General features: G+C 62.4%; 17 protein-coding genes and 1 riboswitch. Of the genes, 8 read left to right on the forward strand and 9 right to left on the reverse strand.

Annotated features, from left to right (window positions below; translation table 11 throughout):
* Positions 1-58 precede the first annotated feature (58 nt).
* The 5 genes from VUN82_23355 (at position 59) to VUN82_23375 (ending at position 4,536) form a co-directional block, all read left to right on the forward strand.
* The gene (locus tag VUN82_23355) at positions 59-1,243 is read left to right on the forward strand and encodes a DDE-type integrase/transposase/recombinase (GenBank protein ID XAS71974.1); all 1,185 of its coding nucleotides are present in this window, start codon (positions 59-61) and stop codon (positions 1,241-1,243) included.
* A gap of 241 nt (positions 1,244-1,484) precedes the next feature.
* A complete protein-coding gene (locus VUN82_23360; protein ID XAS71975.1) occupies positions 1,485-1,892 on the forward strand; it encodes a helix-turn-helix domain-containing protein in 408 nt (135 codons plus the stop codon).
* A 79-nt stretch (positions 1,893-1,971) separates the two neighbouring features.
* Complete coding sequence (locus tag VUN82_23365) at positions 1,972-2,223, forward strand: hypothetical protein (protein XAS71976.1); 252 nt, start codon at positions 1,972-1,974, stop codon at positions 2,221-2,223.
* 1,106 nt (positions 2,224-3,329) lie between these two features.
* Positions 3,330-4,148 carry an alpha/beta hydrolase gene (locus VUN82_23370; GenBank protein ID XAS74778.1) on the forward strand — a complete coding sequence of 273 codons (819 nt, stop codon included), beginning with the start codon at positions 3,330-3,332 and terminating at the stop codon, positions 4,146-4,148.
* Positions 4,149-4,260: 112 nt separating this feature from the next.
* On the forward strand, positions 4,261-4,536 hold the full coding sequence (locus tag VUN82_23375; GenBank protein ID XAS71977.1) for a DUF6480 family protein: 276 nt from the start codon (positions 4,261-4,263) through the stop codon (positions 4,534-4,536).
* A gap of 106 nt (positions 4,537-4,642) precedes the next feature.
* Here the strand turns inward: VUN82_23375 and VUN82_23380 are convergent, their stop codons facing one another.
* On the reverse strand, positions 4,643-5,710 hold the full coding sequence (locus tag VUN82_23380; protein XAS71978.1) for an ATP-dependent DNA ligase: 1,068 nt from the start codon (positions 5,708-5,710) through the stop codon (positions 4,643-4,645).
* 47 nt (positions 5,711-5,757) lie between these two features.
* Here VUN82_23380 and VUN82_23385 point away from each other — a divergent pair, with 47 nt between their 5' ends.
* Together VUN82_23385 and VUN82_23390 are read left to right on the forward strand one after the other, a co-directional pair.
* Positions 5,758-5,991 (forward strand): hypothetical protein, encoded by a 234-nt coding sequence (locus tag VUN82_23385; protein ID XAS71979.1) that lies wholly within the window; start codon positions 5,758-5,760, stop codon positions 5,989-5,991.
* Between the two features lie 129 nt (positions 5,992-6,120).
* Positions 6,121-6,271: riboswitch (cyclic di-AMP (ydaO/yuaA leader) on the forward strand.
* 2 nt (positions 6,272-6,273) lie between these two features.
* Complete coding sequence (locus VUN82_23390) at positions 6,274-7,650, forward strand: hypothetical protein (protein ID XAS71980.1); 1,377 nt, start codon at positions 6,274-6,276, stop codon at positions 7,648-7,650.
* Positions 7,651-7,889: 239 nt separating this feature from the next.
* Here the strand turns inward: VUN82_23390 and VUN82_23395 are convergent, their stop codons facing one another.
* Both VUN82_23395 and VUN82_23400 read right to left on the reverse strand, forming a co-directional pair.
* Positions 7,890-8,810, reverse strand: coding sequence for an AEC family transporter (locus VUN82_23395; protein ID XAS71981.1), 921 nt, complete (start codon positions 8,808-8,810; stop codon positions 7,890-7,892).
* A gap of 128 nt (positions 8,811-8,938) precedes the next feature.
* On the reverse strand, positions 8,939-10,153 hold the full coding sequence (locus tag VUN82_23400) for a helix-turn-helix domain-containing protein (protein XAS71982.1): 1,215 nt from the start codon (positions 10,151-10,153) through the stop codon (positions 8,939-8,941).
* Positions 10,154-10,361: 208 nt separating this feature from the next.
* On the opposite strand from VUN82_23400, the gene ald reads away from it, so the two are divergent.
* A complete protein-coding gene (gene ald, locus VUN82_23405; GenBank protein XAS71983.1) occupies positions 10,362-11,480 on the forward strand; it encodes an alanine dehydrogenase in 1,119 nt (372 codons plus the stop codon).
* 125 nt (positions 11,481-11,605) lie between these two features.
* Here the strand turns inward: ald and VUN82_23410 are convergent, their stop codons facing one another.
* From VUN82_23410 to VUN82_23435, 6 genes are all read right to left on the reverse strand, one after another.
* Entirely contained in the window at positions 11,606-12,523 is a 918-nt protein-coding gene (locus VUN82_23410; protein XAS71984.1) for a hypothetical protein, read from the reverse strand.
* Positions 12,520-13,068 carry a sigma-70 family RNA polymerase sigma factor gene (locus VUN82_23415; GenBank protein ID XAS71985.1) on the reverse strand — a complete coding sequence of 183 codons (549 nt, stop codon included), beginning with the start codon at positions 13,066-13,068 and terminating at the stop codon, positions 12,520-12,522. Before VUN82_23415 ends, VUN82_23410 begins: the two co-directional genes overlap by 4 nt.
* 181 nt (positions 13,069-13,249) lie before the next feature.
* Positions 13,250-13,957, reverse strand: a complete 708-nt coding sequence (locus tag VUN82_23420) for a hypothetical protein (GenBank protein ID XAS71986.1) — start codon at positions 13,955-13,957, stop codon at positions 13,250-13,252.
* A 116-nt stretch (positions 13,958-14,073) separates the two neighbouring features.
* Positions 14,074-15,144: a Gfo/Idh/MocA family oxidoreductase gene (locus VUN82_23425; GenBank protein ID XAS71987.1), complete on the reverse strand. Its 1,071-nt coding sequence runs from the start codon at positions 15,142-15,144 to the stop codon at positions 14,074-14,076.
* Between the two features lie 14 nt (positions 15,145-15,158).
* Positions 15,159-15,416 carry a type II toxin-antitoxin system RelE/ParE family toxin gene (locus VUN82_23430; GenBank protein XAS71988.1) on the reverse strand — a complete coding sequence of 86 codons (258 nt, stop codon included), beginning with the start codon at positions 15,414-15,416 and terminating at the stop codon, positions 15,159-15,161.
* Entirely contained in the window at positions 15,413-15,682 is a 270-nt protein-coding gene (locus VUN82_23435) for a type II toxin-antitoxin system Phd/YefM family antitoxin (GenBank protein ID XAS71989.1), read from the reverse strand. Before VUN82_23435 ends, VUN82_23430 begins: the two co-directional genes overlap by 4 nt.
* Positions 15,683-15,759: the final 77 nt, after the last annotated feature.

Genomic DNA, 15,759 nt, shown 5'->3' on the forward strand with positions numbered 1-15,759 from the left:
GCGTGGTTCGCAAGTGTGGCGGCGGTTCGGGGCTATGCCCGTTTTCATGGAGCTAACGATGGCCCAGCGGCAAGCTGTGACGAAGAAGAAAGCCCTCGCCTATAAGGGTGCTGATCGGTCAGGGAAGTCCCGGATCCTGAACGAACTGGTCGAGCTGACCGGTTGGCACCGCGACTACGCCCGGGCAGCGCTGCGGGAGGCTCTGGTCCTGAAAGTTGTCAGGCCCAGGCCGGGCAGGACCCCGGTCTACGGCCCCGATCTGGTGCCGCCGCTGATCAAATGCTGGGCGGTGCTGCGCGCCCCTGCCGGCAGGCTGTTGGCCCCGATGCTGCCTGTCTTGGTGCCGCTGCTGCGCCGGGACAAAGAGCTTGAGATCACCGACGGGCAGGCGGATTTGCTGATGCGAATGAGCGCGGCAACCATCGACCGCAAACTCGCCGGCGAACGGTCGAAGATGGTCCTGCGGGGCCGATCCCACACGAAGCCGGGCACTCTCCTGAAATCCCAGATCCCGATCCGTACGTGGGCCGAGTGGGACGACGCCGTCCCGGGATTTGTGGAGATCGATCTGGTCGGCCACGAGGGAGGCAACAGCTTCGGGGAGTTCTGCTGCACCCTGACGGTGACGGACATCGCCACGGGCTGGACCGTGAACCGGTCGGTGCGGAACAAGGCCGCCAAATGGGTCTTCGAGGCCCTTGAACACGTCACTGCGGTCTTTCCGTTCCCCATCATCGGCATCGATTCGGACAACGGTTCCGAGTTCATCAACGAGCATCTGCTGGCCTACTGCCACGCGCACCAAATCACGTTCACCAGATCCAGGCCAGGCAACAAGAACGACGGAGCCCACGTGGAGCAGAAGAACTGGGCCAGGGTCCGGGAACTGGTCGGCTACCTGCGCTACGACACCACCGCGGAGTTGGAGAAACTCAACGAGATCTGGGAGCTGGACCGTGTCTTCACCAACTACCTGCTGCCCCAGCAGAAGCTACTCTCCAAGCAGCGGCACGGCGCGAAAGTCACCAAGAAACACGACGCGCCAGCCACACCCCACCAACGCGCGATCCGGCATGAACGGATGCACAAACGCCCTGTCATCCAGATGAACGCCGCCTTCAAACGCATCAAGCCCGGAGCCCTCTCACGTCAGATTCTGGCGCTCACCGGACAGCTGGAAACACTGGCCCTGGTCAAGAAACCAGCACCCCTCAAACCCGTAAACCGAGCCTGGAACGGCTAGGCAATCCGGAGGTTCTTCAACGAGGCAACGAAGCCACTCATCCGGAGGTTTTCAAATGAGGCAACGTATTACTCTTCCCGGAGGTATTGCAATGAGGCAACAGGCGTCTTCTTTTTATCCGCCCGCGCCCTGCCCAGCCCCGAATAGACGACGCCCTGCCCACAAGACGACTCCTACCGTCTAGCATGCAGCGAACCATCGAGTCGGGTGATCTCCCCCAGCACCGCGCTAGGCTTCTGCCATGGCATTGATTGCTCCCCGCGTTACAGCCGGGCTCCCCGCCGACGACGCCCGGAATCTGGCACGCTCCCTCCAGGACAGCGACGACATCACCGTGTTCGTCGATGGCACGGTCCACCGCCTGCCCGATCAGGCGAGGGACGCCGTCGTCGATCTTCTTGCACGGCTGAGCCGGGGCGAAACCATCACGGTCAGCAGCGTGGAGGAAATGCTCACGACGTCTCAGGCGGCGGAACTCGCGGGCATCTCACATACATACCTGCGCAATATGACCGACCGCGGAGAGATCCCCGTGGAATACCGCGGCACGCACCGGCGAATCCGCCAGGCTGCGATCATGGCGTGGCTGGAAACGCAGAAGCGGAAGCAGGCTGAGATCTCCGCGGGAAATGACGCTCCGAGCGACTAAAGCGTCGGAGTGATAAGGATCAAGCAACGATCCCAGCCAACGGGCCAGCACCTGATTAGGCCGGGGTTACGCTTGTTTGGTGGGCAATTTCAAAGGGTGGCATATAGTGGCCGGGGTGGCCGCAATGGCCCTTGCCGCACCCTTGGGATCGGCCATGGGGTTGAACTTCGTAGCCACGTTCATGTTTGCCTGCGTTGTCTTCGTGGCGGTCGCCATGTGGACAGAATCCAAGATCGCCCGACGCCGGGAAGCAGCTGATGCTGCCGCCGCCCTTGATACTTCGCATCCGGCCGGCGACCCCACTGAGTCCGACGACGTCACCCGGGACTAGGTTCCGGGAGTCGGATTTGGAACCCACTTCAGCATGCGGCACCTCTTCCTTCTCTAGCAGGGGCGGGCTGACAACACTTGAGGGAGTTGAGTGGTTGCCGCCAGCCACTCTGCAAGATCCCGGTCCAGAATCCGAGCCAACTTCAGACAAGCCTCATGCCCCTGCTCTGCAGTGAGCCTCTGACGCTGCCCAGGTAGGGGAAAACCCGCTACGAACGGCTCATGGTGGGCAGCACGGTTCCGTACAGCATGAACCATTGCCACAACGCCTAGGGTCCAAGACCTCGTGAATCGTTCGCCATCTGCGGCAGCCACGGTCCTGCCGCCGCGGAATGCCTTATTCAGGCACGAGTTCCATAGATTTTCATGAGACATGTGAAATCTTTGCGGTTCTCTGCCTACGTAGCCGCCTGGCTCAAGCAGACCTTTCCAGAAGCCGAACATCAGCCCAGCGATAAGATGACCAGATGTTCGTCGGTCTTGGCCCAGCTTGGACCACGCTTCGGCCAACTTACTCCGGCTAGGGCCATCAAGGCCTATGTCGTTCGCATACCAGAATCGACCAAAGACAGTGTCCAGCTGCTTGGCCATCGCATTCCTCAGAGCTACCTCGACGATTGCAATATCAGCAAGAAGTGCGATCGCCACGTCGCGGTCCCAGACATAGAGCCGCCTGGCCAGCGACGCATCGTGGGAGGCAGCAGCCGCGTAAGTTGCCATCCGGACAGACGTAATTGCCTCATCGAGAGCTCGGTTGTGAGCACCGTTGGACCATGTTTCAAGATTGGCCAAGTCCTCATGCTCCTTGCTAGGCTGAGTGCGAAGTCCCCGGACCCGCCTCTCTGGACCAGAGCCATGATGCGGCCGGGGTTATTTCTTTGAATTGCCAGTCTAAGCACGTGATTTGCCTGGCCTTCCTCAGATCCGGGTTTATCCACAGCAGGGCTACCGCGGCGCTGTGTATGATCTGCAACCGCGCCGCGAATTTCCCATCTGCCAGCTCCTCCCTTACAGGAAGCCTCGGGCGCTATTCTCAACAAACAGGCAAGAAGAGCTATGGAGTCGCAGGGCTATCCAAAGCACAATTGAGAACCGGAGGTTCGGGAGCTGACGACGCTACTATCTGCCGACGTCGAGGCCTGCGGGCTGACCGGCAGGATTCTGTGGACGGATGGAACGGCACCGCCGCGGCCGGGCAGCCATGCCAACCCCGAGCCTGCCGAATCCGGGGACCCGAGGGAGCCCGCTTACATTCTCATCCACGGTATCGGCGTTTCGCACCGCTACCTGGCCAGGCTTCATGCCGTCCTCGCCGCCAGCGTCCCCACCTATTCACTGGATCTTCCAGGCTTTGCCGGGACGCCTAAACCGGGCCGGCAACTGTCCGTTGAGGACTATGGCGCATTCATTGCTGAGGCACTCAAGGTGTGCGGCATCGATTCGTACATTCTGGTGGGTCACTCGATGGGCGTGCAGTTCGCTATCGAAGCGGCCCTCCACGAGCCCGAATGCGCCCAGCAACTGGTGCTCATGGGCCCTGTGGTGGACTCCCGGCACAAGAACGTCGCCCGGCAGTCGCTTGCCCTGTTCCTGGACGGCCTTCTCCGGGAAAGCCCGTCGTCCAACTGGATTGTGGTCACGGACTACCTGCAATGTGGGCCGCGCTGGTACCTCACGGAGCTGCCCGTGATGATGAAGTACCCGACGGAGAAGCAGCTGGCCAAAGTCCGAACTCCCGTGCTGGTGCTCCGAGGGAGCCGCGATCACGTCGCCGGGCCGGACTGGGCTCTTCGCCTCTCGCGGGCAATTCCTCAAGGGCGGCTGGTGGAGATCCCGGGCGTGGGCCATGTTGCACAGCACATGCGCCCCAAGGCCGTGGCGGACGCTATCAGGAGCTTTGTCGCGGCGACATCCCGGCAGAGTTAGGCACTAGTGCACGACGTCGAATCCCGGCATGGGTGCCCCTTGTTGGGTTTGCGATCTGGAGACTAGGCTGGCCGGGCAAGCACAATAGTAAGTTTGCTTAGGAAGGGCGACCATGACCAGCTATGACCCAGAGGACGATCCCCGGACCTTCGGCGTCTCGGGCGCAGCCGAGCCGGATGACACCGCGGGCGACACTGCCGGCGATCCGGATGATGTCCACACCGACCCAGACATGCGCCAGGACGAAGACGACGATCCCGCAGCTTCCGCCAACCCCGATCCCCTGGATGGCAACGTCACGGGACTTGAGCCTGGCGGCGGCGTACCCCCAGGCGAAACCCCGCCTGCAGAGGACAGCATGAGCAGCGATCAGGGGCACGAAGAGTAGGTTGTCGCCAAGCCGCTAATACGTTGTTGGCCAACAACTTAACAGCGGTCGAACAACGTAACAGCGGCTCAACAAAACTAGAACCACACCTGAGGAGCAACAAAGGCTACGGCAACCTCAGGATCTCCCCGAGGTCATAATCAGCAGGCTCTTCGAGTTGTGAGTAAGTGCAGCTCTCCGGAGTCCGGTCCGGCCGCCACCGACGAAACTGGGTGGTGTGCCGGAACCGCTCGCCCTCCATGTAGTCGTAGGCAACCTCGATGACGAGCTCCGGCCGGAGGGGAACAAAGGAGAAGTCCTTACCGCCGCTCCACCGGCTCTGTGCGCCCGGCATTCGAGAACCTGTAGCTGCCGCGTCTCCTTGATCGGCCCATTGACCCCAAGGATGTTCGCTGAACTCCGTCTGGTACGGCTCGAGTTCGGCCACCAGGCTTTCGCGCTTGGCCATGGGAAATGAAGCCACCACCCCCACGTGCTGCAGCTGGCCGGCGTCGTTGTATAGCCCGAGCAGCATCGACCCCACAACCTTTCCCGTTTTGTGCCAGCGAAATCCAGCCACCACACAGTCCGCGGTCCGTTCATGCTTGGTCTTGAACATGACGCGCTTATTCGGCTGGTACGTCCCTCCGAGCGGTTTGGACAGTATGCCGTCGAGCCCAGCCCCCTCCAGCTTCACGAACCACTCCTGCGCTTGGTCAAGTTCCGCCACGGCAGGCGTAACGTACACGGGCGCCTCAGCCCTGGCGAGCGCCTTCTCCAAGGCGGCTCGACGCTCGGAAAACGGCTTGTCCATGAGGTTCTCCCCGCCCAGGGCAAGGATGTCGAATCCGATGAAGGAGGACGGTGTCTTTTCGGCAAGCATCCGCACACGGCTATCGGCAGGATGGATGCGCTGCTGAAGGCCCTCGAAATCGAGCCTGTTGTCAGCTATGAGGACGATCTCGCCGTCGATCACGCATTTGTCCGGAAGGTTCTTCTGAAGGGCTTCCACCAACTCGGGAAAGTACCGTGTCATGGGACGTTCGTTGCGGCTGCCCAGGATGATCTCGTCACCATCTTTGAAAACGATGGTCCTGAACCCGTCCCACTTTGGCTCAAAATGGCCCACATCAGGGATCGAAGGAACGGACTTGGCAAGCATGGGCGAAATGGGCGGCATCACTGGGAGGTCCATACGACTATGTTCTACCTGCCAGCCGCGGCGGAAGCTAGTCTTGGGCGATGGATATCTTGGCCGTTCTAGTGGCTGTACTGGCAGCACCTGCCTTCGTTGCGGCCCTTTGGTTCTGGGTCTCGCGACAGAACAGCAAGGGGAAAGTCCGGCGCGGCGCCATGGCCGGGATGCTGGGCGTGACGGACGAAATCTTCCGTCCAGAGACCCATTACGCACACCAAGTCCAAAGGATCCAGCACGAGCTGCCAGCCCCGGCTCCGGCCCCGGAGCCTAAGTCCTAACGGGCCTTCGCGCTGGAAGGCGTCCCGCCCGTTACATTAATGTGACTTTACTATGGCGCTCATGTACGGTCTAAGAGCGACCCGTATCTCCGCTGGGCCGCTTCCGGGTTGACGCCGAGCTCTGCCGCAAACCGGGATCCGCCAGACTAGCGGCAGAGACGGGGGACCCAGAGTTCCCGGGCCTGATTTTCCATGGGCCCTTGGGGTGAAGCCGCCATGTGCGGCCGGACGGCCTCGTCCGAACCCGACAGCTAACCTCGCAGGCGTTGAGAGGCAACCACCATGTCCCCAACCATGGATCAGCCGCGCCGCGCCCAAATAGCGCGCGAGCGTACCCAGCCAACCGGACGCCGTCGGGCCCAACCCAGCGGATCCTCCACCAGCACGCCGGAAGCAGAATCAGGTTCTACAAGCACGACGCCGGAACCCGCCACTGCTCCTGTTCCCACCCCTGCGGCACCCACCACGCGTGCAGCCGCTCGCGCGGCAGAGCGTGAACGGGCAGCCCAAGCTGTAATCGCTCCTGAAACAGCTCCGGCAGAAACTGCCCCAGTAGACTCCGCTCCTCTGGAGCCGGCTACGGCTGCGATTCCAACAGTTCTGGCGCCCACGCCGGTCGCTCCCGAACCGGCTGCAGATCCCGAGCCCGCCACCGCTGCCATCCCGATGGTGGCTTCTGCCGCACCCACCCCCGCCGCACACGAACCCGAGCCCGCCACCGCTGCCATCCCGATAGTGCAGGCGCCCACGCCCGGCACTGGGGATCCGGTCACAGCCGAAATTCCGACCGTTGCCGCCCCTCTTCCCACGCCTGCGGCTCCGGCGTTCCCTGCTTCGCCGGCGGAGTCAAAGAGCCCTGCCCAGCTCGCGGCAGCCGCCACCGCCGCAGCTGGTCTCGCAAGCCGGAAAGCCCTTCGTGCCCAAGCACCCGGGAGCGGGACAGCCTCTTCCGCGACAACGGCTGCCGAGTCCCCGACGGGCGTTGCCCCCACGTTTGGAGCGTCGTCCTTCAGCCACGAACCACATGCAGTCCTCACCAAGGCCGCCTCGGTCAAGACAATGGGCCAGCGCATGGCAGTCGTCGCTGGGGCATTGGGCCTGGTATTGACCGTTGGCACCATGAGCCAGGCCTTCGAGCTTCCCTTCTTCGGGCAGGAAACACCGGCTCAGGAAGCCAGTGACGCAAAGACGGGTGGCGACAGCAGGCAGTCAACCTCGGCCACCCCCGCACCCAGCTCGTCCAGCTCTACTGCATCAGCGTCGTCGGCGACCAGCGAGGCCGGACAGCCGGCAACTGTTGCAACGCAGTCGTCAGAAGAGGCACCTGCTCAGGCATCGCCGTCGTCCCTTCCGACTCCGCAAGTTTCACTCGCGGATCCTGTTTGGGTCCCTTCGGCAGTCCCGTCGGCAGTTGTTCCTGTCCCGGGCGTGACAACTCCTGTCCCAACCCAGCCGGCCCCGAGCCCGGTTCCCTCGGACACGGTTACCACCCCACCTGCCACGACGACACCGACTCCTACGACCACTCCGACGCCTACCCAACCACAGACTCCGACGCCAAAGCCAAAGCCGACAGGGAGCCCCAGCACCACGCCGTCAAGTGGTTCAGCCTTGGACCTGGACGGCATACTTGACGGCGCCACAGGGATCTTGAAGTGAGCACGCAACTTCCCAGGACCAGCAAGCACGTCGGATGGCACGGCCGGTACTGCAGCAGCAGCCGCACTGCCACCTTCCGCAGTCGGATGGGCCGTTGGAGCTGCCAACGGCTGCGTCGGGCCTAAGGAATCACAGCTACAGCAATCACGGCAACAAGATGAGGCAGGCACCCGGGTGCCTGCCTCATCTGTTCCGTCTTGCTTTCTGTTTCGTGTGGCTTTTTTCCTGGCATGGCGTTTCTAACCCAGCAGCCAAGCGACCATGACCAGCGCCCCGATGCAGAGCACCGTTGTGCAGAGGATGACGTCCCTGGCCATTGTCATTCCGCGTCCGTAGGGAGAAGCGAAAAGGAAGACGTTCTGGGCGGTTGGAAGTGCGGCCATGATGACGCTGGCCAAGAGGTGCTGACCCTCCAAGCCGAACACAAAGCGTCCCAGCGCCCAGACCACCACGGGCATGCCCGCCACCTTCAGGGTGGTTGCCACCACGGTCTCCACGCGGCCATCCCCCTTTTGGAGAGGTGCCTTGCCTGCCAGCGACATGCCAAAAGCCAACAGAACCATGGGCACGGCCGCGCCGGCCAGCATGTCGATGGGTTTCTGGACGAGTTCCGGAGCCTCCCACCCCGTCAGAGCCATCACCACTCCCAGCCCCGAGGCGATAATCATGGGATTGGAGAAGGGCTGCAACAACATTCGTTTCCACGAGATTTTTGTGCCACCTGCCACGCCCAGGACGCTGAGGTAGAAGGGTGCCATGATCAGGAGTTGAACCAGAAGGACTGGAGCAACGTGCTGCGCCGTGCCCACTGCATACAACGAGACAGGAATGCCAATGTTGTTCGCGTTGGCATAACTGCTTGCCATGGCACCTACTGCCGTTTCCGCGACTGGCCGCCGGAAGAACACGAAGCTCAGCAAACAATAGAGAAGGCCTATAACGGCTGCTGACAGGAGCGCAAGAGGGGCGTCGACCCCGAGCGCGGCACGGATATCGCTTTTCCCTACCACGGTGAACAGCAGCGCAGGATTGGTGATGTAGAAGGCCGTTCGAGTCAGTGCACTTTGGACATCAGGGGCCAGCACTTTGTAGCGGGCGGCGAAATATCCCACCGCAATGACCGAAGCGACGATGAGGATCCCCGAGACAACGCCGCCCACCGCGCTCCTAAAAATTGTTGAGAAACCGCTTTCTCAGCGTAAGGGACGCCTGCGTGGGTGTCCACTTCAGCGCTACCGTTCCACAACACGCGTTCCACAGCACTTGGCGAGTCAGCGGTGCGCACCCGCTAGATCCGGGGCCGCGAGGCCCACCTTTGGGCCTTCAATGCAGCGTGCAACTCGAGCCGGATCCCACCGCTCAACGGATCAGCTCCGATGAGTTGGCGGATCCGGCCGAGGCGGTTGTAGATGCTGCTCCTGTGGAGGTGGAGTTTCGCTGCGACGTCCTGCACCGAGCTGTCGTTGTCGTAGAGCAGTTCCAGCACGGGCAGGAGTTCGCCGTTCTTGTCCGCGTCTTCCAAGGTGCGGAAATGAACGGAGCCCGTGTCATCCCAGCCGCCCGGCGCTTGAAGACGATCGAAGAGTTGATACACGCCAACCGCCCGGCTCTCCACCAGCTCCCCAAGGGGCGGATCCACGGCCGCGGCCTGTGCTGCTACTTTCGATTGCCTGTAGGCGCCTGCCAACTGCCGAATGACTTGGAACGGCTCGCTAATGCCCAAGATCACACGGTCCACCGCGCGGCCCGCCCGCTTAGCGAGCTCCAATTGATAGTGCACCAGGACCTGGGCGTGGTCCGCCCGGCCTCCGGATTCCCGGAACAGAACGACCGAATGCGTCTCCGTCCCAGCGCTGAATAGCGCGGCATTCACACCAATAGTAGACTGCAACGCTGCTGTCCGGTGGGTTAGCGTTGCGGCAATGGGGTCGACGTCGGTTCCCCCACCATCCGCATCCAGGATAGTCACCAGTTGCCACGGACCGCGGCCCTGGATCTCTTTCCAACCGGCCACCGCTGCCACTGCGTTCGACTCCCCGGCGCAGGCAGCCAGGAACTCCTGCTCCCGCCTCCTTCGGAACTCTGATTCGGCCGTGTTGGAATCGAGCAGCAAACCAGCCAACAAGTCCAGTTCGTCACGCACGCCGGGCAATTCGGCGAGTATCGCCGTCGCGGTTTGCTCCTCAAGGTCCTGCTGCACCCACAAGTAGCCCACCCGAAAACCGCGCACGAGCAGCGGGACGCAGACCCGGCCGAGCATGCCCAGCTCGTCGTTCGCCGGAACAACAACGGGGCGCACCGCCGTCGAGATGCCGTGCGAGAGCTGCCAAGCGCTGACATCGCTCGGAACGCGCTTGCTCAGGAGGAAGTTCACCCGGACGCGGTCGGCGTGGGATTGGTTGGAACTGTAGGCGAGGAGGACGCCGTCGAGGTCCTCCAGGGACAGCCCCCTGCCCAGCTTGAGCGCCACGCGTTCAACGATCTCCTCGACGTCCTGCTGCATCCAGAAAGCGTACCAACATCAGGCGACACCTGACGCTCTAGCACTCGACAAATGTCGAGCTCAATGGAAGAAGATCCTTGAATTTACGGGGTTTTCGCTTCAGCTGGGCTGGAGGATCATGTCGCCTGCCTCACAGCCGGATTTATTCTGGAATCACAGCCCGCAGCAAATATCCGGCCGAAAATGCCGCTAACGATGGAGCCAGCAAATGATCATCGGCGTCCCTAAAGAAATCAAGAACAACGAGTTCCGCGTAGCCATCACGGCCGCCGGTGTCCACGAGTTCCGCACTCACGGACACACCGTTCTGGTTGAGCGGGGCGCGGGCTTGGGCTCTGGCATCACGGACGAGGAGTACTCGATCGCCGGCGCCGAAATCGTTGCCGACGCGGACGACGTCTGGGGCCGGGCCGACATGGTTATGAAGGTCAAGGAACCCATCAAGGCCGAGTACCACCGCTTCCGCAAGGGCCTGATCCTCTTCACGTACCTGCACCTGGCCGCCGAGCCCGAGCTCACCGCCGAGCTCATCAACTCCGGTGTCACGGCCATCGCCTACGAAACGGTCCAGGAAGGACGCACCCTTCCGCTGCTCGCCCCGATGTCAGAGGTTGCAGGGCGCCTGTCCGTGGTTGTCGGCGCTTCCTCGCTGATGGCACCGGCCGGCGGCAAGGGCATCCTCCTTGGCGGCGTACCGGGTGTCCGTCCGGCCAAAGTTGTTGTCCTCGGCGCAGGTGTTGCGGGAACCAACGCCGCCGCCATGGCACTGGGCCTCGGTGCTGATGTCACCATCATGGACATCAACATCAACCGGCTGCGGGAACTCGACGCTCTCTACCAGGGCCGCTTGAAGACCGTGGCATCCAACGCCTACGAGATCGAGAAGTCAGTTGTCGACGCAGATCTCGTGATCGGTTCCGTCCTGATCCCCGGCGCCAAGGCGCCCAAGCTCGTCACCAACGAACTTGTTTCCCGTATGAAGCCGGGCTCTGTCCTGGTGGACATCGCCGTGGACCAGGGCGGTTGCTTCGAGGACACACACCCCACCACCCACCAGGAACCGACGTACAAGGTCCACAACTCGATCTTCTACTGCGTTGCCAACATGCCAGGCGCTGTTCCCAACACCTCCACGTACGCACTGACCAACGTCACCCTGCGCTACGCCGTGGCACTGGCCAACCTGGGCGTCAAGGCCGCATTCGACCGCGACCCCGCCCTGGCCGCAGGCCTCAACATCGCTGCAGGCCACGTGGCACACCACTCGGTTTCGGAGGCGCACAACCTGCCCCTCGTGGCCGACTGGCACAGCGTGGTTACCGCCTAGGCTTTGCCCTGGCGTTGACAAGTCGCTGACCCGCTGTTACGTCGCTGCCCCCCCTGTGCGTCAGGGCCAGCGACGAAACAGCGGGTTTTCCACGTTCTGGGGATTGGTGAGCGTCAACGGGCTCTCTAGCCGTTGCCGGGAGTGACTGGTTCCTCAGGGACAACGTGAGTGGGAACCGGCACGGGGACATCCGACTGCCGCAGGGTTGGCGGGGTTACATTGGGCGCCTCGATGCCGGGAGGCGTGATGGGTGCCGCGGGGGTTGGAATACTGATGTTGCCGGGCTGACCATTTCCGGGGATCTTCGGTGTTTCGGGCATTCCCCCGTTGGGAGCCTTGGGCGAGTTGGGATGTCCTGACGCGCCATTTGTGCCGCCTTGAGGCTCCTGACTCGGGTTCGTAGTTTTCCCAGTGGTGGTGTTGCCCGCAGGGTTGTGACCGGATGGGTAAGGGTACGCCGGAGTGACATCGCGACCACGCTGCTCTTCCGAGGGGGAACCAGGATTCTGCCTTGATCCATTGCCTGATCCGGGCGTCAGCTGCGAAACTACTGTGCCGATTGTGGAGCCCAGGTGTTGGAAAGCTCCCGGGATGCCGCCCTCGGAAGCGGCTGCAGCCGTAGCACCGCCTGCCAATGACACTGCCACAGCGAACCCGGCGATCGCAGCACGGCGCTTACGACGACGGCGGGCCGCGAGTTCGTCAGTAGTCGTTGAGTCTGCAAGGGTTGAGTCAGTGGGCGTTGGGTCAGTGGGCCCTTGGACTGACGTAAGTATCGCCGTCGGTGCACCTGCCACCGCGGAGGTGACGTCCGCCGTCGTGCTTCTGCTGCTGGCAGCCGGGTCACTGATCATCAACGCACGGACGGCCGCGGAGGGCGTCGGAGGGGTGCTGGCGAGGGAGCGCAGTTCAAGAAGTTCGGCACGGATGTCGAGGGCGTCGTCGAGTCCGGAATCGGCCAACAGGCGGTCAACAGCCTGCTCGCCTGTATTACCGTCGGTGCGACCGGTCCGCCGTCCGGCCGGGGTGATGTGTTCACTCATGGTGTGCCATTCCTTCGTAGTGCACTTTTCCTCAGTGCACTCAATGCCCTGCGCTGCAGTTGTTTTATTGCACCTTGGGATTTGCCCATGATGGCCGCCGTTTCTTCCACGGAGAGGTCAGCCACCACCCTCAATGCCAGGACCTCGCGATAATCCGCAGCGAGGTCCTCCAGAAGTTCCGTGACACCCAGGCTGCCGCGGCCAAATGCCTGGTCTTCTGCCGAGGGCGCCCGCCGCGCGTCCAGCTCTGCCTCGTATGGAGCTGAATCCGGGGTCCGTTCACGCTTGCGATAATGGTCCACCATGCGCGCGTGGGCGATCGAGAACAGCAGGGTCCTGGCCCCTTGGAGGCCACCCTGCAGGTCCGGCAGCTTCGGATACAGGGCAAGGAAGACATCCTGCGTGACGGCTTCGGGATCGTCCACACCACGGGCGCGGAGGTAACCGAAAACCGGCCCTGAGAACTGGTTGTAGGCATCGGTGAAGAGCAGAGCGGGATCGTCGTCGTCCGTCTGCACATATTCATCAGCTAGTGGGTTTAGCACCCGTGGATGCCTCCATCCCGCGCAGCGCAGCGGCCTCTTTGGAGCACCGTCCCCGGTTGTTTTCCGGGCTCAGGACATCCATTGCCACTGCGGTCTGTTACGTACTCCGCCGTCCGTAAAGTGGTGGGGCTCCTCGGTCCAAGCCAAGGAGCCCCACCCTTAAACCGTAACCGCTGGGTCTTTAGCGGACCGAATCGAGGCCTGCACCGGGAGCGGCAGGAACATCGGTGGGCACCTGCGTCGGCAGCGCGGGGGCGGCCGGTGCTGCAGGGACGGCCGGTGTTGCGGGGACAGCCGGGGCACCGTCCGTTCCCGGAACGGCCGGGACAGCCGGAACGGCAGGCACCTTGGATGCAACCGAAGCGTCAGCGTTCGCGTTTGCGTTTGCGGAGCCGTCAGCCTTCAGACCGGCAGCCTTGCCGGCGTCGACTACGGCCTGGCAGTGCGATTCAACGTTGGCTTCGCCGCCTGCGGCCACCACGATGGACTGGAAACCCGGCACCTTGGTGTCAGTCTTGAGTCCACCATGGATGAAGGCGGTGCAGAGACCGAATGCTTCAGGGGTTGTAGCGAGGGTGTCTTCAGCCTTGGACTTCGCAGCGTCAACAGCGTCGGTTGCCTTGTCTTCGCCAGCCTTGGCAGCGTCGGTTGCCTTCGCCTGGACGGTCTTGACGGCGTCAGTCGCCTTGGCCTGGCCAGCTTCGGCTGCGTCAGCTGCCTTCGTGGCGAGGGGAGCGGGTGCGCCGACGAGGTCGTGGGCGCTCTGCTGGATTTCGGTGGGAAGCGCGCCATTGAAGGCAGCGACACCGGTTCCGCCGGCAGCTACAGCTCCGGCAGCCAGGACGCCCGCGGCGACTTTGCTGGTGGCAAGGACAGTGAACAAGGACATAAAAGCCTCCGACAAACGATGTGGGGATTGCCCCGGCAGCGTTTGGGTCGCTGCCGGATGATCAGCGTGCGGACGTGGCCCGCACTCCCTCTACATCGTTCCGGGCACGGTTGAGGTTACGCCTTCCCCAAAATATTTTTCCTGGCCGCGGCACGTGCCTGTTCGATCAGCTTCAGCACTTCCACTGAGTCAGCCGGATCCACAGGTGCGGAACGCGCGGAGGCCGCACCGCCGTCGTTGATCTTTTCGGCCAAGAGGCGATAGAACTCAGGATATGCGCCGCGCTCGGTGGTGATGGTTCGGCGCTGGCCAGCCGACTCAAGGGTCCCGTAATTTTCGGTAGGTTCGACGCCGTACTCAGCATCCGTCGGCAGTCCACCGCCCAGAACAAAGGGCTCCTGTGGATCGGTGCCGAACTTTACAAATCCACCGTTGGTGCCCAGCACGCGAAAACGCGGTCCGTGAAGGTGGCTGTTGAGGTTCATGGTCACGTGGCTGACGACGCCGGATTCGTGCTGAAGCGCGATGAAGACGTCGTCGTCGGCCTTCTCCTGCGGACGTCGTGCCATGATCTCGGCATAGGTGACGTGCGCCGGTCCGAAGAACTGGACGGCCAGGTCCAGCACGTGTGCACCGAGGTCGAACAGGACCCCACCGCCGACCTCGGCAGTAGCGCTAGCCTTCCACGCTTTGGCGATCTCGGGTGCCCAGCGCTCCATCCCCGCTTCAAACCTGGTCACGGTGCCCAGCGTCCCGGCGTCGAGCAGTTTCTTCAGGGTGAGCGCGTCTCCGTCCCAGCGGCGGTTTTGGTAGACAGTGAGAACGCGGCCCGCTTCTGCGGCGAGTTGGATCAGCTCCTCACCTTGCTCGCTGTGGACAACAAACGGCTTATCGACGACGACGTCGAGCCTGGCTTCCAGCGCGGCTCTCGCCAGCGGATAGTGAGTCGCAGGCGGTGTGCCAAGAACGACGAGATCCAGTTCGTCGGCTAGTGCCAGGATGTCCTGCGGCGTGTTGACTATCTTTGCCTGCGGGTACCGTTCAGCCGCCTTTGCCTGCCTTTGGGCGTCTGATGTGGCAATGACGGCAAGGTCATACGAAGTGTTGCTTGCAATGAAGGGCGCATGGAACACGCTGCCCGATAACCCAAAACCTGCGATGGCGGTGCGGATCGGCCTGGAAGTCATGCCCCAAGGCTAATTCAGTAAACCTCCCTCCGGCGCGCGCTGCGGAAGATCAGGACGACGAGTTCGTCTTCGTGAATCTCGTAGAGCACCCGGTAGTCGCCTATTCGAATCCGCCAAGCATTTGATGTGCCATTGAGTTTCTTCACCCCGTCGGGTCGAGGGTTGCTTTCCAGATCGGCGATCGCCAGGAGCAATCTTCGCCGAATTGGAAGGTCGAGCTTCCGTAGCTGTTTTGCCGCGCCGCTGCTTAACTCCACACGATACGAACTCAACGATTGATGCCGTTCTCCTTCAGGAGTTCGTCAAGACCTACGCGGGTACCGTCGTCTTCTGCTTTAGCTTCCTTGAGGGCTCTAACGTCCGCTTCGTCTTCGAGACGCTCGAAACGTTCAAGGTCCTCGGCGCTTATCAACACCGCCGCAACCTTGCCCCGACGCGTGATGTTGATCCTCTCGTGCCCGTATGCGGCGCGATTGATCGTATCTGAGAGATGGACTCTCAGGTCAGCAACACTTACGAAGTAGTCGGCAGCACCCATGCGCCTATCCTAGCGCCAGTTGTACCTAATGTACATAAGGGACGAAATGTACAGGCCATGTGGGAGAGGGATCGGGA

It is taken from the genome of Micrococcaceae bacterium Sec5.1, assembly GCA_039636795.1.
Lineage (GTDB): Bacteria > Actinomycetota > Actinomycetes > Actinomycetales > Micrococcaceae > Arthrobacter.

Coding starts and splice junctions, on each gene's coding strand:
- VUN82_23375 (XAS71977.1), top strand. CDS start 4,261: ATGACCAGCTATGACCCAGAGGACGATCCCCGGACCTTCGGCGTCTCG.
- VUN82_23420 (XAS71986.1), bottom strand. CDS start 13,957: ATGTCCTTGTTCACTGTCCTTGCCACCAGCAAAGTCGCCGCGGGCGTC.
- VUN82_23390 (XAS71980.1), top strand. CDS start 6,274: ATGTCCCCAACCATGGATCAGCCGCGCCGCGCCCAAATAGCGCGCGAG.
- VUN82_23360 (XAS71975.1), top strand. CDS start 1,485: ATGGCATTGATTGCTCCCCGCGTTACAGCCGGGCTCCCCGCCGACGAC.
- VUN82_23380 (XAS71978.1), bottom strand. CDS start 5,710: ATGGACCTCCCAGTGATGCCGCCCATTTCGCCCATGCTTGCCAAGTCC.
- VUN82_23425 (XAS71987.1), bottom strand. CDS start 15,144: ATGACTTCCAGGCCGATCCGCACCGCCATCGCAGGTTTTGGGTTATCG.
- VUN82_23435 (XAS71989.1), bottom strand. CDS start 15,682: ATGGGTGCTGCCGACTACTTCGTAAGTGTTGCTGACCTGAGAGTCCAT.
- VUN82_23355 (XAS71974.1), top strand. CDS start 59: ATGGCCCAGCGGCAAGCTGTGACGAAGAAGAAAGCCCTCGCCTATAAG.
- VUN82_23410 (XAS71984.1), bottom strand. CDS start 12,523: ATGAGTGAACACATCACCCCGGCCGGACGGCGGACCGGTCGCACCGAC.
- VUN82_23385 (XAS71979.1), top strand. CDS start 5,758: ATGGATATCTTGGCCGTTCTAGTGGCTGTACTGGCAGCACCTGCCTTC.
- ald (XAS71983.1), top strand. CDS start 10,362: ATGATCATCGGCGTCCCTAAAGAAATCAAGAACAACGAGTTCCGCGTA.
- VUN82_23400 (XAS71982.1), bottom strand. CDS start 10,153: ATGCAGCAGGACGTCGAGGAGATCGTTGAACGCGTGGCGCTCAAGCTG.